We start from the raw sequence: 18,234 nt of genomic DNA on the forward strand, positions 1-18,234 counted from the left end.
CAACCGAAGGTCTGTTTCCGCCCCGATGGCCACGCTCTCCGACTGGGTGCACGGCGCCCGGCCCCGCACCCTGCCCGCCGCCCTGGCTCCCGTCGCCATCGGCACCGGCGCCGCCGCGCAGGTCGACTCCGCCCGCATCCCCCTCGCGCTGCTCGCACTGGTCGTGGCCCTCGCGCTGCAGGTCGGGGTCAACTACGCCAACGACTACTCCGACGGCATCCGCGGCACCGACTCCCAGGAGCGGCGCGTGGGGCCGGTACGGCTCGTCGGGCAGGGGCTCGCTGCGCCCGGCCACGTCAAGCGGGCCGCGTTCGCGTGCTTCGGGATCGCCGCGGTCGCGGGTCTGGCGCTCACGGCGCTCTCCGGCGCGTGGATCATGCTGGCGTTCGGCGCGGCCGCGATCGTCGCCGCCTGGTTCTACACCGGTGGCTCCCGCCCCTACGGGTACCTGGGGCTCGGCGAGGTCTTCGTCTTCGTGTTCTTCGGGCTCATGGCCACCCTGGGCACCACGTACACGCAGGCCCTCACCCTCACCGGAGCCGCCTGGGCCGGAGCGGTGGGCGTCGGGGCGCTCTCCTGCGCGATTCTCATGGCCAACAATTTGCGCGACATCCCCGGCGACACCCAGGTCGGCAAGCGCACCCTCGCCGTGCGGCTGGGCGACGCGGGCGCCCGGATGGCGTACTGCGGCCTGCTCGCGGTGGCCCTGGCGTGTGTACCGTTCGCCGCCATGTCGCACCCGCTGGCCCCCTGGGCCTTGGCGGCGCTGCTGGCCTTCGCCCTGGCGTACCGGCCGGTGCGCACCGTGCTCGCCGGCGCGGGCGGCAAGGACCTCATCCCGGTGCTCAGCGGCACCGGCGCCCTCACCCTCGCCTACTCCCTGCTGCTGGCCGGGGGGCTAGCTCTCGGTTGACCCGCCACCACACACCTGCGGCTAGGCACAGGGAGCAACATGTTGCCCGCTCCACCTAGCGCCGCCCACCCAGCCGCGGCCGACGACGCCCGGGCGCTCCCAGCCACTCCTGAGACCCAGTACCGCTAGGTCAGACGGGCAACATCCTGCGCGAGCCACCTAGCGTCAGCAGCCAGCCGGCCGGCGCGCTAGGTCAAGCGGGCAACATGCTGCCCGCCCTGCCTAGCGCGGCCACCCCAGCTGCCACCGGAATCGCCACCCGATCGCGGCCGCTCGGCCAAGCGGGCAACATACTGCCCGTCCTGCCGAGCGCGGCGAGCGCGGCGATCACAGCTGCAACCGTGGACCCCGCCACTCACGCGCGGCTAGGCACGTGGAGCAACATGTTGCCCGCCGTGCCTAGCACGGGCGGGCGGCGGGGGATGGGCGCTCCCCAGCTACTCCTAAGACCCCCGTGCCGCTAGGCCAGGTGGGCAACATCCTGCCCGTCCTGCCGAGCGGGCGATCAGTGGCCGCTGCGGCGGTGCTGGTCGGCGTCTTGCTCGATGTCTTCCATCGCCTCGTCGTCGAGCACCTCGTCTTTGCGGCGCTGGGCGGCGCGAGCTTGCTTGCGCTCGGTGCGCTCCTCGACGCGGTGTGCCAGCTGGTCGGCGAAGTCCTCGCGCATGGCGCGCAGCAGGATCACCGAGATGAGCATCGAGACGGTCGTCGCGACGAGCAGCAGCATCAGCGGGTTGTCGCGGATGCCGACGAGCCAGAAGATCAGCAGGCACGCGAGGAAAACAGTGATGCGGGCCAGGGTGTATCGAATTGCGGGAGAAATCACGGGGTCACCAGACCGGAGTAGGAGTGCATACCGGGGAAGTACATGTTGACGATCGTGAAGTTCACGATGATCGCCAGATAGCCGACGACCGCGATGATGTTCGCGGTGCGCAGGCTCCAATTGCTCGTGGCGCGGGCGTGCAAGTAGGCGGCGTAGATGACCCAGATGACAAAGGTCCACACCTCCTTGGGGTCCCAGCTCCAGTACGTGCCCCACGCCTGCTGGCCCCAGATGGCGCCGGCGATGAGCGTGAACGTCCACAGCGGGAACGCGACGACGACCAGCCCGTAGGCCGTGCGGTCCAGAGAGGCCGCAGTCGGCAGCGCCGCGAGGAAGTTGTCGAAGCGCACCGGCAGCCCCGCCGCCTTGCGCGCCTCGCGACGCGCCTGCGCCAGGTGCAGAAGCAGCACGCAGAACGAGATCGTGAAGATCGCCGTCGACAGGATCGCCACCGGCACGTGAATGACCAGCCAGGTGCTCTTCAACGACGGCACCAACTCGCTGGCCTCTGTGTACCAGACGGTGATCGCCAGCCCCAGGGCCAGCAGCACCGGAGTCACGACGAACAGGCCCAGCCACCGCAGCGGCCGGCGCATCGCCAACACCAGGTAGATGAGCATGACGAGAAACGCTGCGGCGCAGGCGAACTCGAACATGTTGCTGACCGGGGCGCGCTGCACCGAGGCACCCCGCAGCGCGATTGAGGCGCCGAGCAGCAGCGTGCCCAGCCAGCCCAGGCTCATTGCCCAGCCACCCGCACGAGCACCCAGGCTCGCGCGCTCCGCCGCGTCGGAACTGCGCTGCGCCGACCGAGCCGTCGGCGACCCGACCTCACCCGCGTCGCCGCGGCCACCGACTCCGGCTGCGACCCTCTGCTCCGCGACCGCCGCCTGCTCACCACCGGCCCGGCGCGAGGCGCGCCCGGCCGCGAACGCCAGGTGCACCGCGAAGGCGATCATCGTGAAGGCGTAAACCCCCATGGCCCCGTACAGCACGAGGTTGGAGAGGGTGGCCAGGCTCTGGCCGTCCATGCGCGACTCCGAAGTAGCAGGGGTACGGGGATTGAGGGCCAGCCTACTCGGCGCGTCACCGCGCCTCAGCGGGCTTCGTGCGCCGGGGCCGGGCCAGGTGCCGAATGGGCCTGCACCGGCGAACCCGGCGACGAACCCGGCGGTGAGCCCGGCTCTGAGCCCGGCGGCAGCCAACCGAGGCGTTCGGCGAGCTGGTCGACGGCATCGCCCAGGGTGTTGTCCTCGCCGCGAGCCAGCGCGCCGATCTCGACGCGGCTGCCCCCGTCGACCCCGGGGCGCACCCGCACGAACATCCGCCGACGCCGCACCATGAGCGAGCCGAGCAGCCCCACCAGGCAGGCCAGTCCGGAGCCGAGCGCCAACGGGCGTGCCGGGTCGTAACGGGTCGACAGGCCCGCCCAGCGGTCGAGGGACTCGAAGGTGATCGACCCGAGCCCGTCGGGCAGCTGCACGGTCTGCCCGAGCCCCAGCACCACCTGCAGCGGCCGCCCGTCGGCGCCGTTCACTTGGCTCATCGCGGACGTCTCCAGGGTGTACACCGACTGCGGCCCCGAGGGCATGAGGTCGCCGGTCCACGCCGACAGCACCAGCGCCGGATTACGGGCGTCGGGGAAGGCGGACGCGGGCCCGTCAGGCGTCATGAACGCCGTCGGCAGGAACAGCCCGCTGAACCCGAGCTGCTGCGGCTGGGCGGCGACGACCTTCACCGCGCCGGAGGAGGTGTAGACCCCGTCTTGCGGGAGGAACGGTGTGGCCTGCCGATACAGCACCTCGCCGGCGGCGTCGCGGACCGTGATGACCGGCGCGTAGCCGTTGCCCATGAGGAAGACCGCGTTGGGGCCGAAGTTCAGCGGCGCGTTGACCGCCAACTCGCGCTGCTCCGGCGGCGCGCCCGGGGCCGTTGTCACGGTCGTGGCGGCGCGGAAGTCGCGGGCGGCGCCGTACTGCGCCCCGCCGGCATCCTCCTCGAAACGCACATCGAGGGTGTCGATGCGCACCGAGAAGGGATCGAGGGCGTCGGTGTCGACCAGCGGCCCGGCCGAGAAGCTGTCATAACCGGAGACGGTGTTGGTCAGCGTGCCGCCGACCGGAACGATGCGGTCGGCCTTCCAACCGACGAGATACCCCCAGGCCAGCGCGATGACCACGACGACCACCCCGATGTGGAAGATGAGGTTGCCGGTCTCGCGCAGGTAGCCGGTCTCCCCCGCCACCGCCGTGCCCTTGCCCGCGCCAGAGGCAGCCGCGCCGTCGGCGTCGCCGTCCTCGCGGCGCAGCCGGTACCGCGACGAACGCAGCGCCGAGCGGGCCGCTTGCACCACCTGCTCAGGCGGGGCGGCGACCTCGAAGGAGCGGTGTTGGGAGAGTCGGTCGAGACGGCTCGGGGCCTTGGGCGGCTGCCCGCGCAGCGCCCGCAGATGCAGCCGGGTGCGCGGCACGATGCAGCCGAGCAGCGAGACGACGAGCAGCAGGTAGATCGCCGAGAACCACGGCGAGGTGAACACGTCGAAGAGGTACAGGCGGTCGGCCCACGGCCCCCAGGTCGGGTTGTCCTCCAGGTAGGTGCTCACCGCCCCGGGGTCGATGTCGCGCTGCGGGAACACCGAGCCGGGGACGGCGGCGACGGCTACCAGCAGCAACAGCAGCAGCGCCGTGCGCATGCTCGTCAGTTGCCGCCAGGCCCAGCGCGCCCAGCCCAGCGGCCCCAGTTTCGGCTGACGCACGGACGCGGGCACGGGTGGCTCGCGGCGCAGCGCTACGCCGCCGGGGTCACCCTGAGCGAGCGGGTCGACGCGGTCGGCCGGGCCGGCCGGGTCACGAGGGGGGGTGGCCATAGGAGTTCACATCACCCTTTGCCGCCGCTCACAGCGGCGTCGTGAAGGAGGAGACGAGCGAGGACTGCAGGGCGCGCACCAGCTGATCCCACACGCCGGTGACCAGCAGCAGCCCGACGACGAGCAACATCGCGCCGCCGGCGAGCTGGATGGCGCGGTGGTGGTGGCGCAGCCACGCCGACGCGGTGATCGCCCGCGACCAGCCCGCAGCAAGAAGCAGGAACGGTAGACCGAGCCCGATGCAGTACGCGACCCCGAGCAGCCCGCCGCGGGCCACGAGCCCGGAGTCACCGGCGAGGTTGGTGGCCAGCAGCATGATCGCGCCGAACGTCGGCCCCATGCACGGCGCCCACCCGATGGCGAAGACGACCCCGAGCAGCGGCGCCCCGGCCAGACCGGCCGCCGGACGCCAGCGCGGCTGCCAGGAGCGTTGGGCCCCCAGCCCGGCGCCGACGCCGAGAAACACGAGGGCCAGCGCGATGACGACGACCCCGCCGACGCGGGAGAGCAGCTGGCGGTGGTCTGCGAGCGCCGTCCCGACCGCCGAGGCGAGCAGCGTCCCGGTGATGAACACGACGCTGAACCCGGCGACGAACAGTGCCGCCCCCAGAAGCACCCGCCGGCGCACCGCGGCGGGGCGATCATCGCGCGCCGCGCCACCCTCGACGTCCGCCGACGCACCCGGCGAGGTGGAGGTGGCGGCCGACCCTCCTGCTCCGGTACGGCTGACCGCAGCGCTCACGGAGGCGGCGTGGGCAGGCACAGCGGCACCCGGCAACGCCGCGGCCCCCAGGCCGGTGACATAGCCGAGAAAGCCCGGCACGAGCGGCAGCACGCACGGCGAGGCGAACGAGACGAGCCCGGCGAGCAGCGCGACGGCCGCCGCCAGGGCGAGGTTGCCGTCGGCGATGACGCCCGCCAGTTCAGCGCCCACCGCCACCTCCCGCACGTAGCTGCGTCACAGGCCCGATCACGCGCCCTCCGCAACGACCGACTCCACGAGGTTGGTCAACGTCGCCGGGCTGGTGATCGGCCCGGAGATGCGCGCGGCGATGCGGTGCGCCCGGTCGAGCACCAGCGTGGTCGGGGTGGCGCTGGCCTTGTTCTGCAGCGCCGGGCCCAGCCCGCGGTATTCGTCGCTGAGGGAGGGATAGGGCAGCTGCAGCGCGCGGGCTCCGGCGGCCCCGGTCTGCGGGCTCTCGCCGACGTTGATGCCGAGAAACCGCACGTCCTTGTGGGCGGCGGTCAGGGAGTCGGCGGCCTGCACCAGTTCGGGCGCCTCGGCGACGCACGGCTCGCACCACGAGCCCCACACGTTGAGCACCAGCACCGTGTTCGCGGCGTCGGCCATCGACCACGGCGTGCCGTCGAGGAGCTTGCCGGAGAGCTCGACCGGAGCGCCCCGCTGCTCGGGGGCCAGCTGCTCGATCGTGCCGTCGCCGGCGATGAAGCCCTTGTCGTCGCCGCGCCGCGCCTGCTCGGAGACGGAGTTCGGGTCGGTGCACGCCGCGGCCCCGGCCGCCAGCCCCAGCCCGGCGGCCGACAACGCGACCCCGCGCAGCAGCTGCCGACGCGAGAACGATCCACCGAGCCCAGCCATGACGCCCCCAGCCATCACGCCCCCGGCACCTGCGCGGCGCCGGGCAGCAGCGCGGCGGCCGGCTCGCTGTAGGCGATGGACTCGAGCGCGTCGCCGTGGAACGTCAGCGTCGTCAGCGACGCCAGCGTGCACTGTCGACGGCGCGGGTCGTGCCACAGGTGCTGACCCTCCAGAAAGCGGCGGGTGGTCTCGATCGGCAACTGGTGCGAGACGATGACGATCTCGCCGCCGTCGTAGAGCTCGTGCACGGCGGCCCGCGCGGCGCGAATCGCGGCGAGCATGCGGGCCACGATCTGCTCGTACGGCTCCCCCCAGGAGGGGCGCAGCGGGTTGCGCAGCAGCGCCCAGTTGGCGGGATTGGCCGGTGAACCCGCGCCCCGCCCAAACGTCTTGCCCTCGAAGTGGTTACCGGCTTCGATGACCCGATCGTCGGTGTGCACGCCCAGCCCGTGGGCGGCCGCGATCGGCGCCGCGGTCTGCTGCGCGCGATCCAGCGAGGAGGCGGTGACCATGCCGATCGGGGCGTCGGCCAGGTGCTCGGCCACCAGGTCGGCCATCGCGCGGCCCCGGTCGGAGAGGTGGAAGTCGGCCAGCCGCCCGTAGAGGATGCCGTCGGGGTTGTGCACCTCCCCGTGCCGCAGGAGATGCACGACGTCGCGGCGCAGCGACACGCGCGCGCTACTCGGCGTGCTCATCGGGTCATCCTGGCACGCGAGTCTGAAGCCGCCCTGGCAGCACCGGGCAACGCGGCGAGCACCGCCTCGATCGCCTCCTCGTCGTGCGCGGCGCTGACGAACCACGACTCGAACGCGCTCGGCGGCAGGTGCACCCCGGCGGCGAGCATCGCGTGGAAGAACGCGGCGAACGCCGGCAGATCCTGCTCCCGGGCGTCGTCGTAATCACGCACCGGCTTGGGCGGGCCGGGCTGGAAGAAGATGCTGAACATCGACCCCGCCCACTGCACGGTGTGCGGCACGTCGTGCTCGGTCAGGGCCGCGGAGGCGGCGTCAGCGATGGTGCGCGCGGTGCGCTCGAGCCGCTCGTACACCTCCGGGGTGCAACCGCGCAGGGTCGCCAGCCCGGCGGCGGTCGCCACCGGGTTTCCCGAGAGGGTGCCCGCCTGATAGACGGGCCCGAGCGGAGCCAGATGGGCCAGGATGTCGGCGCGGCCGCCGAACGCGGCCGCCGGGAAGCCACCGCCCATCACCTTGCCGAACGTGAACAGATCGGGCGCACCACCCTCGTACGGCCCCTCCAGGCCGTACCAACCGGAGGCGCTGCAGCGGAACCCCGTCATCACCTCGTCGGAGATGAGCAGCGCCCCGTGCTCGCGGGTGACCCGACGTAGCGCGTCGGTGAACCCCGGGGCCGGCGGCACCACGCCCATGTTGCCCGGCGAGGCCTCCGTGATGAGGCACGCGATCCGCTCCCCGTGCTCGGCGAACGCGGCCTCCAGCGCCTCGACGTCGTTGTACGGCAACACGATCGTCTCGGCGGCGGCGCTCGCGGGCACCCCCGCGGAGTCCGGCAACCCGAACGTCGCGATCCCGGAGCCGGCGTGGGCCAGCAGCGCGTCGACGTGCCCGTGGTAGCAGCCCGCGAACTTCACGACCGCCGAGCGGCCGGTGAACCCGCGGGCCAGCCGCACCGCGCTCATCGTCGCCTCGGTGCCGCTGGAGACCAGCCGCACCTGCTCCACCGGCTCGACCCGGGCCACGATCTCCTCCGCGAGCGCGACCTCGTTGGCGCTCGGCGTGCCGAAGCTGAACCCGTGCGCCGCGGCGCCCTGCACGGCGGCCAGCACGTCGGGATGGGTGTGGCCCAGGATCATCGGCCCCCACGAGCCGACGAGGTCGACATAGCGATTGCCGTCCACATCACGCAGCCACGGCCCGGCGGCGGAAGCGATGAACCGCGGGGTGCCGCCGACGGCGCGGAAGGCCCGCACGGGGCTGTTCACTCCCCCCGGCGTCACCGCGAGGGCCCGCTCCATGAGGGCGGCGCTGGCGGCCACCGGCTGGGTATCAGGGCTGGAGTCTGGGGTCGACATGCAGCCCATCATGCCGAGCGCACGCTCCGCCCACTGCCCCCGGGGGTTTCCGGCGGGGGCTCGGTAGCGCTACGGGACCGGTGGTTCGTCCGGTGGGGGCGCGGCGGTCGAGGGGTCCACACCGAGGATGCCGGCGCGGACGCGGTGCATCGCGTCACCGAGAACAGCGGCCTGGCGTGGGGTGATGACGTCGAACAGGTGGGCGCGCACGCTGGCCACGTGCACGGGTGCCAGGGCGTCGACGATCTGGCGGCCCTGCCCGGTCAGCGTCAGCTCCACGCCGCGCCGGTCGCCGGGCGCGGGCCGGCGCGCCACGAGGTCGCGGCGCTCGAGCCGCATCGCGGTGTGGCTCAACCGGCTGCGGGACTGCACGACGAAGTCGGCGAGGGTCGACATCCGCATCGCCGCCCGCGGCGCCTCCGAGAGCATCGCGAGAATCTCGTACTCGCCGATGCTCAGGCCGTGCTCCTGCAGGTCGTCGTCCATCACCTTGTCGAGCAGGCGACCCGCCCACAGGTAGGCGCGCCAGGTGTCCTGCTCGGCCGCAGTCAGCCAGCGGGTCGGCGGTGTCGCCTTCTCGTCTTGGTCGTCGTCCACTCCCGCTCCCACGTCGGTCCGCGTCGGCGGGGTCAGCCCAGCAGCCGCGCGGCGTGCAGCGCGTAATAGGTCAGGATCGAACCGGCGCCGGCACGGGTGATCGACGTCAGGCTCTCCAGCACCACCCGGTCACGGTCGATCCAGCCGTTGGCGGCGGCGGCCTCGATCTGGGCGTACTCCCCCGACACCTGATAGGCGCTGACCGGCACGTCCACGGTGGCGGCGACCTCGGCGAGTACGTCGAGGTAGGGCAGCGCGGGCTTGACCATGACGATGTCGGCGCCCTGCTCGACGTCGAGGGCGACCTCCCGCAGGGACTCCCGCAGGTTGGCCGGGTCCTGCTGGTAGCTCATGCGGTCGCCGGTCAGGCTGGAGTCGACGGCCTCGCGGAACGGCCCGTAGTACGCGGAGGCGTACTTGGCGGCGTAGGCGAGCACGATGACATCGTCGTGACCGGCCTCGTCGAGGGCGTCCCGCACCACCCCGACCTGCCCGTCCATCATCCCCGAGGGGCCCACGACGTGAGCGCCGGCGCGGGCCTGGGCGACCGCCATGGCGGCGTACCGCTCCAGCGTCGCGTCGTTGTCGACGACCGTGCGCCCGGAGGCGTCGGTGCCCAGCACCCCGCAGTGGCCGTGGTCGGTGAACTCGTCCAGGCACAGGTCGGCCATGACGAGGGTGTCGTCGCCGACCTCCTCACGCACCACACCCACGGCGGCGTTGAGGATGCCGTCGGGGTCTGTGCCCCCGGAGCCGACCGCGTCCTTGGTCGCGGGCACCCCGAAGATCATCACTCCGCCGATCCCGGCCGCGACCGCCTCCCGGGCGGTCTGCGCGAGCGAGGTCAGCGTGTGCTGCACGACGCCCGGCATCGAGCCGATGGGCCGGGGCGCCTCGAGGTTCTCGACGACGAACACCGGCAGGATCAACTGCGCCGGATGCAGCCGGGTCTCGCGCACGAGCCGCCGCACCGCGGGGGTCGTCCGCAGCCGCCGCGGGCGCACCCGCGAGCCGTCCCAGTCCATCAACCCTCCTGCGCCCGCCGCAGCGAGCCTCGTTCAGCGGGCCCGTGTCACCAAACCCGCTCGGACAGAACCCCTCCGGCGGACCCGCGTCAGCGGGACTTGCGGCGGGCGGCGGGCCGGTTCTCGCTCGGTCGGCGCACCGGATCTCCCACGGCCTGGGCCTGCTCCCGCAGGGTGCGGCCGAAGCCCGCGAGGGCGTCGATCAGAGCGTCGCTGCTGGCCGACTCGGCGATGACCGCCACGTTGAGACCGTGCTCCTGCGCGGTCTTGGCCGTGGCCGGGCCGATGCAGGCGACGACGGTGCTGGCGTGCGGCTTGCCGGCGATCCCGACGAGGTTGCGCACTGTCGAGCTGGAGGTGAAGACCACCGCGTCGAACGCGCCGGTCTTGATGGCCTCGCGGGTCGGCGCGGGCGGCGGGGCCGCGCGCACCGTGCGGTACGCGGTGACGTCGTCGACCGCCCAGCCGATCTCCTGCAGCCCCGCGACGAGGGTGTCAGTGGCGATATCGGCGCGCGGCAGGAAGACCCCGTTGATCGGGTCGAGCACGTCGTCGTACGGCGGCCAGACCTCGAGCAGCCCGCGAGCGGACTCCTCACCGTCGGGCACGAGGTCAGGCTCCAGGCCCCACTCGCGCAGCGCCTGGGCGGTGACCCCGCCGACGGCGGCGATCTTGAGGCCGGCGAAGGCCCGCACGTCGAGGCCGATCTCGGCGAGCTTCTCCTTGACCGCGCGCACCGCGTTGACCGAGGTGAACCCGACCCACTCGTAGCGGCCCGTGACCAGGCCCTTGATGGCCTTCTGCATCTGCTGCGGGGTGCGCGGGGGCTCGACGCTGATCGTCGGCACGACCTCCCCGTGGGCGCCGTAGCGGGCCAGCCGCTCGAGGGTGTCACCGGCCTGGTCCTTGGTGCGCGGCACCAGCACCCGCCAGCCGAACAGCGGCCGAGTCTCGAACCAAGAGAGCTCGTCGCGGGCCTGCACTCCGGCGCCGATGACGGCGAGCGCGGGCACGATCTGGCCGTTCTCGACGAGCGCGGGCGCCTCTCCCAGGCTGGTGCAGACGGTGCGCTGCGCCGTGGTCGTCGGGTCGGCGGTCAACGCCACCTGCGTCTGGTCGTCGCGGCCGGCCGCCAGCACCTGACGCAGACCGGAGGCGATCTGCGCCGGGTCACCGGTCAGCACGACGGTGACGGAGTCGGCGGCCGCGCTGGACCAGTCGGCCCGATCGGCGTCGCCGCAGTTCATCAGCACGGTCGGGCTGTGTTCGCTGGCCAACGGGACTCCCGCGTAGGTCGGGGCGGCGTGCATCGTGGAGACGCCGGGGACGACCTCGACCTCCAACCCGGCCTTGTGGCAGGCGGCGATCTCGGCGGGCAGACCATTGAAGGTGCCGGGGTCGCCGGCCATGACCCGCACGACGAGCCCGCGGATCGGCAGGCCGCCGGGGGCGGGCACGCCGGAGGTGCTCTGCGCGGTGCGCACGAGCAGCTTGGCGCGCGAGGCCCGGGTCAGTTGGGTGCCTTCGCCGTAGCCGGCATCGATGATCTGGGCGTCCGCCCGGGCGTGCGCCTCGACGAGGTCGACGGGCACGCCGGAGTCGATGACCAGGGCGTCGGCGGTCACGAGCAGCTCGCGTGCTCGGACGGTGAGCAACCCGGGGTCGCCGGGGCCCGTGCCCACGAAGGCGATCCGGGCGTGCCGTGGGGCGGGTGTGGCCAAGGGCAGGGAGGTGGTGGCGCATGAACCCTGCGCTGTGGTGCGGTCGCGGCTGCTGACGCTCACGTCGGGCACTCCTGTGTTTCGATGTCGCCCGCACCTGATGGTGGTGCGTGCGATCGGGCCGGTCGACCCGAGTTGAACTGGTGGAACTGGGCGGTGGTGCTAGGTATTCAGTTGTGCTTTCGCGGTGCTGTTCGTGCTGGTGCTGCTGTCGTTCTCGGTGGAAGTACTAACGGTTTCGGTGCCCCTGGTGGTGCCGGCTGTGGTGCCCGCGATCGGGCCGTCGGCAAGCAGTCGCCGGGCCAGCGCGGCCCCCAGACCGACCGGGTCGGCGGCGACGCCGCTGAGCTGGTCGCGGCGGGCGCCGGCGGGCAGGTCGGCGCCGACGAACGCCTCGAGCAACAGGCCGGTCTGCCCGTCGGGGCGCGCCAGGGCGCCGATCGGGGCGGTGCAGCCGGCCTCCAGGGTCGCCAGCAGGGCCCGTTCGGCCTCGACGGCGGCCCGCGTGGGCGGGTCGTCGAGGTCGCGCAGCGTCTCGACGAGGTCGGTGCGGTCGGCGCGACATTCGACGGCCAGGGCACCCTGGCCGGCGGCGGGCAGCATGACGTCGGGTTCGAGCACCTGTGTCACGTGCTCCGTGAGTCCGAGGCGGCGCAGGCCGGCGTAGGCGAGCACGATGGCATCCAGCGGACCGGATTCGGTCGCCGCGGCGTCGGTGCTCGTCGCGGCGTCGGTGCTCGTCGTGGTGTCGGTGCTCGTCGTGGCGTCGGTGTGTGTCGCAGCGTCGGCGACGCGGCGCAGGCGGGTCTCGACGTTGCCGCGGATCGGCACGATCGTCAGGTCGGGGCGGCGGGCCGCGAGTTGGGCAGCGCGGCGCGGCGATCCGGTGCCCACCCGGGCTCCGGCGGGCAACTGTTCCAGGCGCAGGCCGTCGCGGGCGCACAGCGCGTCGCGGGGGTCCTCACGCTCCGGCACAGCGGCGATGAACAGGCCCGGTTCGGGCGCGGACGGCAGGTCCTTCAGCGAGTGCACGGCCAGGTCGACCTGCCCCTCGCGCAGGGCGTCCCGCAGCGCGCTGGCAAACACGCCGGTGCCGCCGATCTGCGTCAGCGGAGCGCGATTGACGTCGCCCTCCGTCGCGATCTCGATGAGCGCGACCTCGTGGCCGCGGGCGCGCAACAGGTCGGCCACCCAGCTCGACTGGGTGGTCGCCAAACGGCTGCGCCGGGTGCCCAGGCGCAGGGTGCCCAGGCCGGGCACGGGGCGCGGCTGCGCCGCGATCTGGGTCGCCTCGGTAGAGGTCATCGGGTCACCCCCGGAGGCGGAGCGCTGCCGCTGGTCGCGGCCTCACCGGGGTGCAGGTCGAACAGTTCGCGCAGCGCGCGGGCGTAGTCGGAGCCGTCGTTGCCGGTCAGCTGCTTGACTCGCACGGTGGGGGCGTGCAGCAGCTTCTCGACGACGCGGTGCAGGGTGCGCTGCACCTCGGCCCGGGTCGGCTCGTCCATGTGCGGAACTTTGGCGTCGAGACGCGACAGTTCGGCGGCCATGACCTCGGCGGCACGCGCGCGTAGGGCGGTGACGGTCGGCGCGACCTCCTGGCCGCGGCGGCCGACGAGGTAGGCGGCGACCTCACTGGTCACCAGGGCCTGCACCGCGCTCAGGTCGCTGCCCTGCTCGCGGTGGGCGAGCCGCTCGCCCAGCTCGCCGAGTCCGAGCACGCGCAGGTTCGGCAGCAGTGCGACGTCGGGGTCGACGTCGCGGGGCAGGGCGAGGTCGACGACGACCTGGCGCTGCACGCATCGCTCGCCGGTGCGCTGCGCGACCTCGTGACGGGCCTGCGCCACCTGGTCGGCGTGGATGACGTGGCCGAGCGAGCCGGTGCACGTGAGGACGATGTCGGCGTGGGCGAAAGCGTCGTGCAGTTCGCTCCACGGGCGGGGGGCACCGCCGCTGCCCTGCGCGAGCCGCAGCGAACGTTCCCAGGTGCGGTTGACGACGGTGATCGCGCGCGGCTGCTCGCGGGCGACGGTCGCGGCGGCCAGGCCGCTCATGGCGCCGGCGCCGACGATCAGCACGTGCGCGTCGCGGACCGGGCCGACGTATTCGGCGGCGGCGGCCAGGCCTTCGGCGACGAGGCTGCGGTTGGTGCCGGCCAGGTCGAGTTCGCTCTGGGCGCGCTTGCCGACGCGCAGCGCCTGCTGGAAGAGCACGTTGAGGGCGGGGCCGACGGTACCGGCCTCCCGGGCGCTCAGCAGGGAGGTGCGCAGTTGCCCGAGAATCTGCGGTTCGCCCACGGCCATCGAGTCGAGCCCGCACGCCAGTTGGAAGACGTGCGCGATGGCGCGGTCCTCGTAGTGCACGTAGCAGTGGTCGCCGAGCGCGGCGCGGGACATGCCCGTGGCCTCGACCAGGGCCGAGCCGATGTCGTCGACGGCGCCGTGGAAGGCGTCCACGTCGGCGTACACCTCGAGCCGGTTGCAGGTGGCGACGACGACCGCTTCGGCGATGTTCTCGCCGGCGGCGACCGCGCCCACGAGCAGCTGCGCGCCGACCTCGTCCAGCGCCACCCGCTCCAGCACGTCGATCGGGCTAGATCGGTGAGAGAGCCCCATGACGACCAAGCTCATCGTGTTCCCTGCCTCTCCCCTGTGCTGCCGTGCCCGTCTGCCTCGTCCACGCCGTTGCTCACGCCCGCGCCACCTATGTCTTCGCCGCTGTCATTGCTGGGCAGCAGCGTTGCATCTACGGCGGCCAAGCGGTCGGCGAGTTGCGGATCCGGTGCGGGAGCGGCCGGGCGCTCGGCCTGAGCCCGGAACGCCAGCACGGCCAGCTCGGTCGCGACGTCCACGGAGCGCACGTGCACGCCCGCCGGCACGCGCAGGTGCCCGTGGGTAAAGGTCAGCACGGAGGTGACCCCGGCGGTGACGAGCGCGTCGCACGCCTCCTGGGCCCCCTCGGCGGAGGTCGCGATGACACCGATGACGCTATTCGCCACGGCGGCACCCGGGCTGGACCCGGCGGAGGTCCGCACGACCTGTGCCAGCCGTTCGACATCCTGGATCGTCAGCCGACCTGCGGCGTTGCCGATGAGCCGCTGGTCGCGGTCGAAGAGCCCGACGACGCGGAACGTGCCCGCGGTCAGGCCGGGATAGTCGGCCAGCGCCTGCCCGAGCCGGCCGGCGCCGATGATGACGACGGACCAGTCGCGACCGACGCCGAGGCGGGCGCCGATCTCGGCGACCAGGTGCGCCGTGTCGTAACCGACCCCACGCACCCCGTGGGAGCCCAAGTAGGAGAGGTCGCGGCGCAGCTGGGCAGCGTTGACCCCCGCCGCTGCGGCCAGATCACCGGAGGATACGGTGGCGACATCTTGATCCATGAGGTCGGTGAGCGCCCGTAGGTAGTCCGGCAGCCGCGCCACCGTGGCATCGGGGATGCCACGGCGTGCTGCGGTGTCGGCAGGCAACGGAAGTCACCGGCTCCTATCCGAGTTTCAGGCCCTGGCGTGCGCCAGGGCGGCGCGTTCATCGACGAGGCGACCGGGGGCGGCGCTCTCGACGTCCCTCACCTTAGGTGTGCGTGACGTTTTGCTCCAAACCTTGCGGTCCCGGCGGCTTCGTGCTGCGCCGCAGGCACCGGTCCGGCACAGCTCAAGCCGACGTCCCGACGGTGGAGGACACCGGTGCAGCACCCAAGGCCGCGCGCAACCGGGTCTCGCTGACCCGCCAGTAGTCGTGCTGGCGCCCGTCGACCAACGTGATCGGCACCTGCTCGAACCACACGGGGTCGGGCTCGTCGATATCGAGAATCGACTGCTCCTGCCAGCGCACACCCAGGTCGTCGGTCACCCGCTCGATGACCTGCCGGGCGAGATTGCACAGGTGGCAACCGGGCTTGGTGATGAGGGTCACGCGCGGCTGCTCCACGCTACGTTCATCGCTGCTCATGGCGCCACTGTATGACGGTCGTTCAAGTGGGCAGCGCCGCTCGTCGCTCTGTGGACACTTTCGGGCACAGCGGACACCGTTTGTTCGCGCAGCGCTGAACTCAGGCGACCGGCTCCCGCTCCGCCGCCACCTCGTTCTCCGCTTGGGGCTGCGCGTTCTGGGCGCGGCGGCGGGCGATGAGGCTGGTGACGGTGACGGTGCCGAGCACTCCGACGATGACGGCCAGGGAGGCCAGGGTCGGGATCTGCGGCACCCACGCCCACACGTCGTGCGCCCAGTGCAGCACGAGCTTGACGCCGATGAAGCCGAGGATGATCGAGAGGCCGTAGGCCAGGTGCGCCAGCGACGCCAGCGCCCCTTCGACCACGAAGTAGAGGGCGCGCAGGCCGAGCAGGGCGAAGGCGTTGGTGATGAAGACCAGGTAGGGGTCGCCGGTGATGCCGTAGACCGCCGGCACGGAGTCGATGGCGAAGACGATGTCGGTGCCCAGGATCGCGACGATGACCAACGCCATCGGGGTCAGCATGCGGCGGCCGGCGCGGCGCACGCTCAGGCGGGAGCCGACGTAGTCGTCGGTGACCGGCCAGAAGCGGCGCACCACCTTGACGGTGCGCAGCGAGGAGATGTCGATCGAGGCCTCGTCGTGGTTCATCGCGTCGCGCAGCACCTTGACGGCGGTGATCAGCAGGATCGCGCCGAACAGCAGGAAGGCGGCGGAGAAGGAGGCGATGAGTTGAGCTCCGAGGGCGATGAAGATGGCCCGCAGCACGAGCGCGCCGGCGACGCCGATGAGCAGCACCCGCTGTTGCAGTTCGCGCGGGACGGCGAACGCGGTGAGCAGCAGCAGGAAGACGAAGAGGTTGTCGATCGACAGCGACTTCTCGACGAGATAGCCGGTGTAGAACTCGACGCCGGTGACGCTGCCGTAGGCCGACCAGAGCCAGACGCCGAAGGCGACCGGGATGGCGACGTAGAAGGCGGACCAGCCGATGGCCTCGCGCATGGTCACGGCGTGTGGCTTGCGGGTGATGACGAAGTCGATCGCGAAGAGGGCGAGGACGCCGGCGATCGTCGCGACCCACAGGCCCGGGGTGGCGATGGTCTCGATCCCGGCCCCCGCAGACGCGGTCGGCAGGGCAGCGGACAACACAGATGGCACAGACACGAAGGTCTCCTCAGGAACGCTGATGCGTGGCTGAGGTCTCCTTCATCGCGGCGTGCGGCGCGACTCGAGCCCGGGGTCGCACTGGGGCGACCGGAATGACCGAACTCGACTGGGAAGTACTCCCCTCTCGCTCGAGACTAGAGGACACGTCCCGCATTCGGCAAACCACCGGCTCCCGACGCAGGTGGACATGCATTTACGCATGCGACAACGCAGATATGCCTCGCACGATTCAGATTCGCGACGTGGACGATGACGTGTACGAGGCCCTGGCCAGGCGCGCCGCCGAGGTTGGGCTCTCCGTACCGGAGTATCTGCGCAAGGAGACCGAGCGGCTCGCGGCTCGCCCGACGATCGGCGAGTGGCGGGATCGCACGCGCCGTCGATCCGGCGAACACACCCGCCGTGACACGCTCGAAGCCCTGGATGAGCTTCGGGGGCTTGGCCGACGTGATCGTTGTCGATGCCTCCTGCCTGTACGAGGTGGTCGTCGACTAGCCGAAAATCGGGCCGCGGTCGGCCAGGAGCACATGCAGGCGGGACTGGATGGTCTCGCGAACCCGGTCGGTGAGTTCGAAGACCAGGAGGGGGTCTTCGGCGGCGTCGGGGCCGAGGTCGGCGGTTTCGACCGGCGGCGCGAACTCGATGATCCACTGGCTCGGCAGCGGAATGAGACCCAGCAGCCCCAGGTGCGGGAACGTCGGGGTGATCGGAAAGTAGGGCACGTCGAGCAGGTGCGCCAGCGGCGTCAGGTCGCCGATCTTGGGGTAGATCTCCTCCGCGCCGACGATCGAGCACGGCACGATCGGCGCCTGGGTGCGCAGGGCCGTGCCGACGAAGCCGCCGCGGCCGAACCGCTGCAAGCGGTAGCGATCCGCGTACGGCTTGCCCAGACCCTTGAAGCCCTCCGGCCACACCGCCACCAACTCGCCAGCCGCCAGCAGACGTTGCGCGTCGCTCGGGGCCGCCAGCGTCGTGCCCCCTGCGCGGACGGTCTCACCGATCACCGGCAGGCGGAACAGCAGGTCGGCGCCCAGCAGCCGCATCAGCCGCTGCTGCGGATGGGTGTCGTGCACCGCCACCTGCGTCATCAGGCAGTCCACCGGCACGGTGCCCGAGTGGTTCGCCACGATGAGCGCCGGCCCGTCCGCCGGAATGTTCTCGATGCCGCGCACCTGCACCCGGAACCAGCGCTTGTACAGCACGCGCAACACCGGCAGGTAGATGTGCTGGGTGAAGTCGGCGTCGTAGCCGTACGCGTCGACCTCGACCTCGCCGGACATCCGGCGACGCAGGTACGCCAGGAACAGCGCGACCCGCTCCTCGACCTCCTGCTCGGTCAGGTCGCCGCCCGCCTTGGCCACCGCCCAGCGCAGCGTCGCGATCAGCAACTCCACGCCCTGCTCCAGGCGACGCGCGACCTGCGCCGCGCTCAACTGCGGGCCGGCCCCGTCCGACGACTCGGGCGTCTCAGGCATCTCGGGCTCAGGCATCTCGGGTTGCTCCGGAGGTTCGCGGCGGGGG

17 protein-coding genes are annotated in these 18,234 nt (G+C 72.2%); 1 reads left to right on the top strand and 16 read right to left on the bottom strand.

The features are described from left to right. The first annotated feature begins 25 nt into the window (after positions 1–25). Positions 26–913, top strand: a complete 888-nt coding sequence (locus KILIM_RS12185; RefSeq protein ID WP_006592994.1) for a 1,4-dihydroxy-2-naphthoate polyprenyltransferase — start codon at positions 26–28, stop codon at positions 911–913. A 505-nt stretch (positions 914–1,418) separates the two neighbouring features. Here the strand turns inward: KILIM_RS12185 and KILIM_RS12190 are convergent. The 16 genes from KILIM_RS12190 to KILIM_RS12265 form a co-directional block, all read right to left on the bottom strand. Further along, positions 1,419–1,739 carry a DUF4229 domain-containing protein gene (locus tag KILIM_RS12190; protein ID WP_006592995.1) on the bottom strand — a complete coding sequence of 107 codons (321 nt, stop codon included), beginning with the start codon at positions 1,737–1,739 and terminating at the stop codon, positions 1,419–1,421. Then, complete coding sequence (ccsB, locus tag KILIM_RS12195) at positions 1,736–2,770, bottom strand: c-type cytochrome biogenesis protein CcsB (protein WP_006592996.1); 1,035 nt, start codon at positions 2,768–2,770, stop codon at positions 1,736–1,738. The genes KILIM_RS12190 and ccsB overlap by 4 nt, the downstream gene beginning before the upstream one ends. 65 nt (positions 2,771–2,835) lie before the next feature. After that, positions 2,836–4,605: a cytochrome c biogenesis protein ResB gene (gene resB / locus KILIM_RS12200; RefSeq protein WP_006592997.1), complete on the bottom strand. Its 1,770-nt coding sequence runs from the start codon at positions 4,603–4,605 to the stop codon at positions 2,836–2,838. A 28-nt stretch (positions 4,606–4,633) separates the two neighbouring features. Beyond that, positions 4,634–5,527, bottom strand: a complete 894-nt coding sequence (locus tag KILIM_RS12205) for a cytochrome c biogenesis CcdA family protein (protein ID WP_040563220.1) — start codon at positions 5,525–5,527, stop codon at positions 4,634–4,636. Positions 5,528–5,575: 48 nt separating this feature from the next. Then, positions 5,576–6,220, bottom strand: a complete 645-nt coding sequence (locus KILIM_RS12210) for a TlpA family protein disulfide reductase (protein ID WP_006592999.1) — start codon at positions 6,218–6,220, stop codon at positions 5,576–5,578. Next, positions 6,220–6,900: a histidine phosphatase family protein gene (locus KILIM_RS12215; RefSeq protein WP_006593000.1), complete on the bottom strand. Its 681-nt coding sequence runs from the start codon at positions 6,898–6,900 to the stop codon at positions 6,220–6,222. Before KILIM_RS12215 ends, KILIM_RS12210 begins: the two co-directional genes overlap by 1 nt. Further along, on the bottom strand, positions 6,897–8,255 hold the full coding sequence (gene hemL, locus KILIM_RS12220; protein ID WP_040563194.1) for a glutamate-1-semialdehyde 2,1-aminomutase: 1,359 nt from the start codon (positions 8,253–8,255) through the stop codon (positions 6,897–6,899). Before hemL ends, KILIM_RS12215 begins: the two co-directional genes overlap by 4 nt. Before the next feature lie 69 nt (positions 8,256–8,324). Continuing rightward, on the bottom strand, positions 8,325–8,852 hold the full coding sequence (locus KILIM_RS12225; RefSeq protein WP_006593002.1) for a MarR family winged helix-turn-helix transcriptional regulator: 528 nt from the start codon (positions 8,850–8,852) through the stop codon (positions 8,325–8,327). A 32-nt stretch (positions 8,853–8,884) separates the two neighbouring features. Continuing rightward, complete coding sequence (gene hemB, locus KILIM_RS12230) at positions 8,885–9,877, bottom strand: porphobilinogen synthase (protein ID WP_006593003.1); 993 nt, start codon at positions 9,875–9,877, stop codon at positions 8,885–8,887. Between the two features lie 89 nt (positions 9,878–9,966). Next, complete coding sequence (locus KILIM_RS12235) at positions 9,967–11,661, bottom strand: bifunctional uroporphyrinogen-III C-methyltransferase/uroporphyrinogen-III synthase (protein WP_006593004.1); 1,695 nt, start codon at positions 11,659–11,661, stop codon at positions 9,967–9,969. Positions 11,662–11,760: 99 nt separating this feature from the next. Next, positions 11,761–12,903, bottom strand: coding sequence for a hydroxymethylbilane synthase (gene hemC, locus KILIM_RS12240; RefSeq protein WP_006593005.1), 1,143 nt, complete (start codon positions 12,901–12,903; stop codon positions 11,761–11,763). Beyond that, positions 12,900–14,225 (bottom strand): glutamyl-tRNA reductase, encoded by a 1,326-nt coding sequence (locus KILIM_RS12245; protein WP_006593006.1) that lies wholly within the window; start codon positions 14,223–14,225, stop codon positions 12,900–12,902. Before KILIM_RS12245 ends, hemC begins: the two co-directional genes overlap by 4 nt. Then, positions 14,222–15,064 (bottom strand): redox-sensing transcriptional repressor Rex, encoded by an 843-nt coding sequence (locus tag KILIM_RS12250; RefSeq protein WP_006593007.1) that lies wholly within the window; start codon positions 15,062–15,064, stop codon positions 14,222–14,224. The genes KILIM_RS12245 and KILIM_RS12250 overlap by 4 nt, the downstream gene beginning before the upstream one ends. Before the next feature lie 184 nt (positions 15,065–15,248). Next, positions 15,249–15,545: a glutaredoxin family protein gene (locus KILIM_RS12255; protein ID WP_040563197.1), complete on the bottom strand. Its 297-nt coding sequence runs from the start codon at positions 15,543–15,545 to the stop codon at positions 15,249–15,251. A gap of 100 nt (positions 15,546–15,645) precedes the next feature. After that, complete coding sequence (locus KILIM_RS12260) at positions 15,646–16,710, bottom strand: TerC/Alx family metal homeostasis membrane protein (RefSeq protein WP_006593009.1); 1,065 nt, start codon at positions 16,708–16,710, stop codon at positions 15,646–15,648. Positions 16,711–17,204: 494 nt separating this feature from the next. Next, entirely contained in the window at positions 17,205–18,188 is a 984-nt protein-coding gene (locus KILIM_RS12265; RefSeq protein WP_174316829.1) for a lysophospholipid acyltransferase family protein, read from the bottom strand. Positions 18,189–18,234: the final 46 nt, after the last annotated feature.

The organism is Kineosphaera limosa NBRC 100340 (assembly GCF_000298215.1).
GTDB classification, from domain to species: domain Bacteria; phylum Actinomycetota; class Actinomycetes; order Actinomycetales; family Dermatophilaceae; genus Kineosphaera; species Kineosphaera limosa.

Bases quoted from the DNA above. Each gene is read 5' to 3' on its own strand.
- KILIM_RS12185 (WP_006592994.1), top strand. From the start codon at position 26: ATGGCCACGCTCTCCGACTGGGTGCACGGCGCCCGGCCCCGCACCCTG.
- ccsB (WP_006592996.1), bottom strand. From the start codon at position 2,770: ATGGACGGCCAGAGCCTGGCCACCCTCTCCAACCTCGTGCTGTACGGG.
- resB (WP_006592997.1), bottom strand. From the start codon at position 4,605: ATGGCCACCCCCCCTCGTGACCCGGCCGGCCCGGCCGACCGCGTCGAC.
- KILIM_RS12210 (WP_006592999.1), bottom strand. From the start codon at position 6,220: ATGGCTGGGGGCGTCATGGCTGGGCTCGGTGGATCGTTCTCGCGTCGG.
- KILIM_RS12215 (WP_006593000.1), bottom strand. From the start codon at position 6,900: ATGAGCACGCCGAGTAGCGCGCGCGTGTCGCTGCGCCGCGACGTCGTG.
- hemL (WP_040563194.1), bottom strand. From the start codon at position 8,255: ATGTCGACCCCAGACTCCAGCCCTGATACCCAGCCGGTGGCCGCCAGC.
- hemB (WP_006593003.1), bottom strand. From the start codon at position 9,877: ATGGACTGGGACGGCTCGCGGGTGCGCCCGCGGCGGCTGCGGACGACC.
- hemC (WP_006593005.1), bottom strand. From the start codon at position 12,903: ATGACCTCTACCGAGGCGACCCAGATCGCGGCGCAGCCGCGCCCCGTG.
- KILIM_RS12245 (WP_006593006.1), bottom strand. From the start codon at position 14,225: ATGAGCTTGGTCGTCATGGGGCTCTCTCACCGATCTAGCCCGATCGAC.
- KILIM_RS12255 (WP_040563197.1), bottom strand. From the start codon at position 15,545: ATGAGCAGCGATGAACGTAGCGTGGAGCAGCCGCGCGTGACCCTCATC.
- KILIM_RS12265 (WP_174316829.1), bottom strand. From the start codon at position 18,188: ATGCCTGAGACGCCCGAGTCGTCGGACGGGGCCGGCCCGCAGTTGAGC.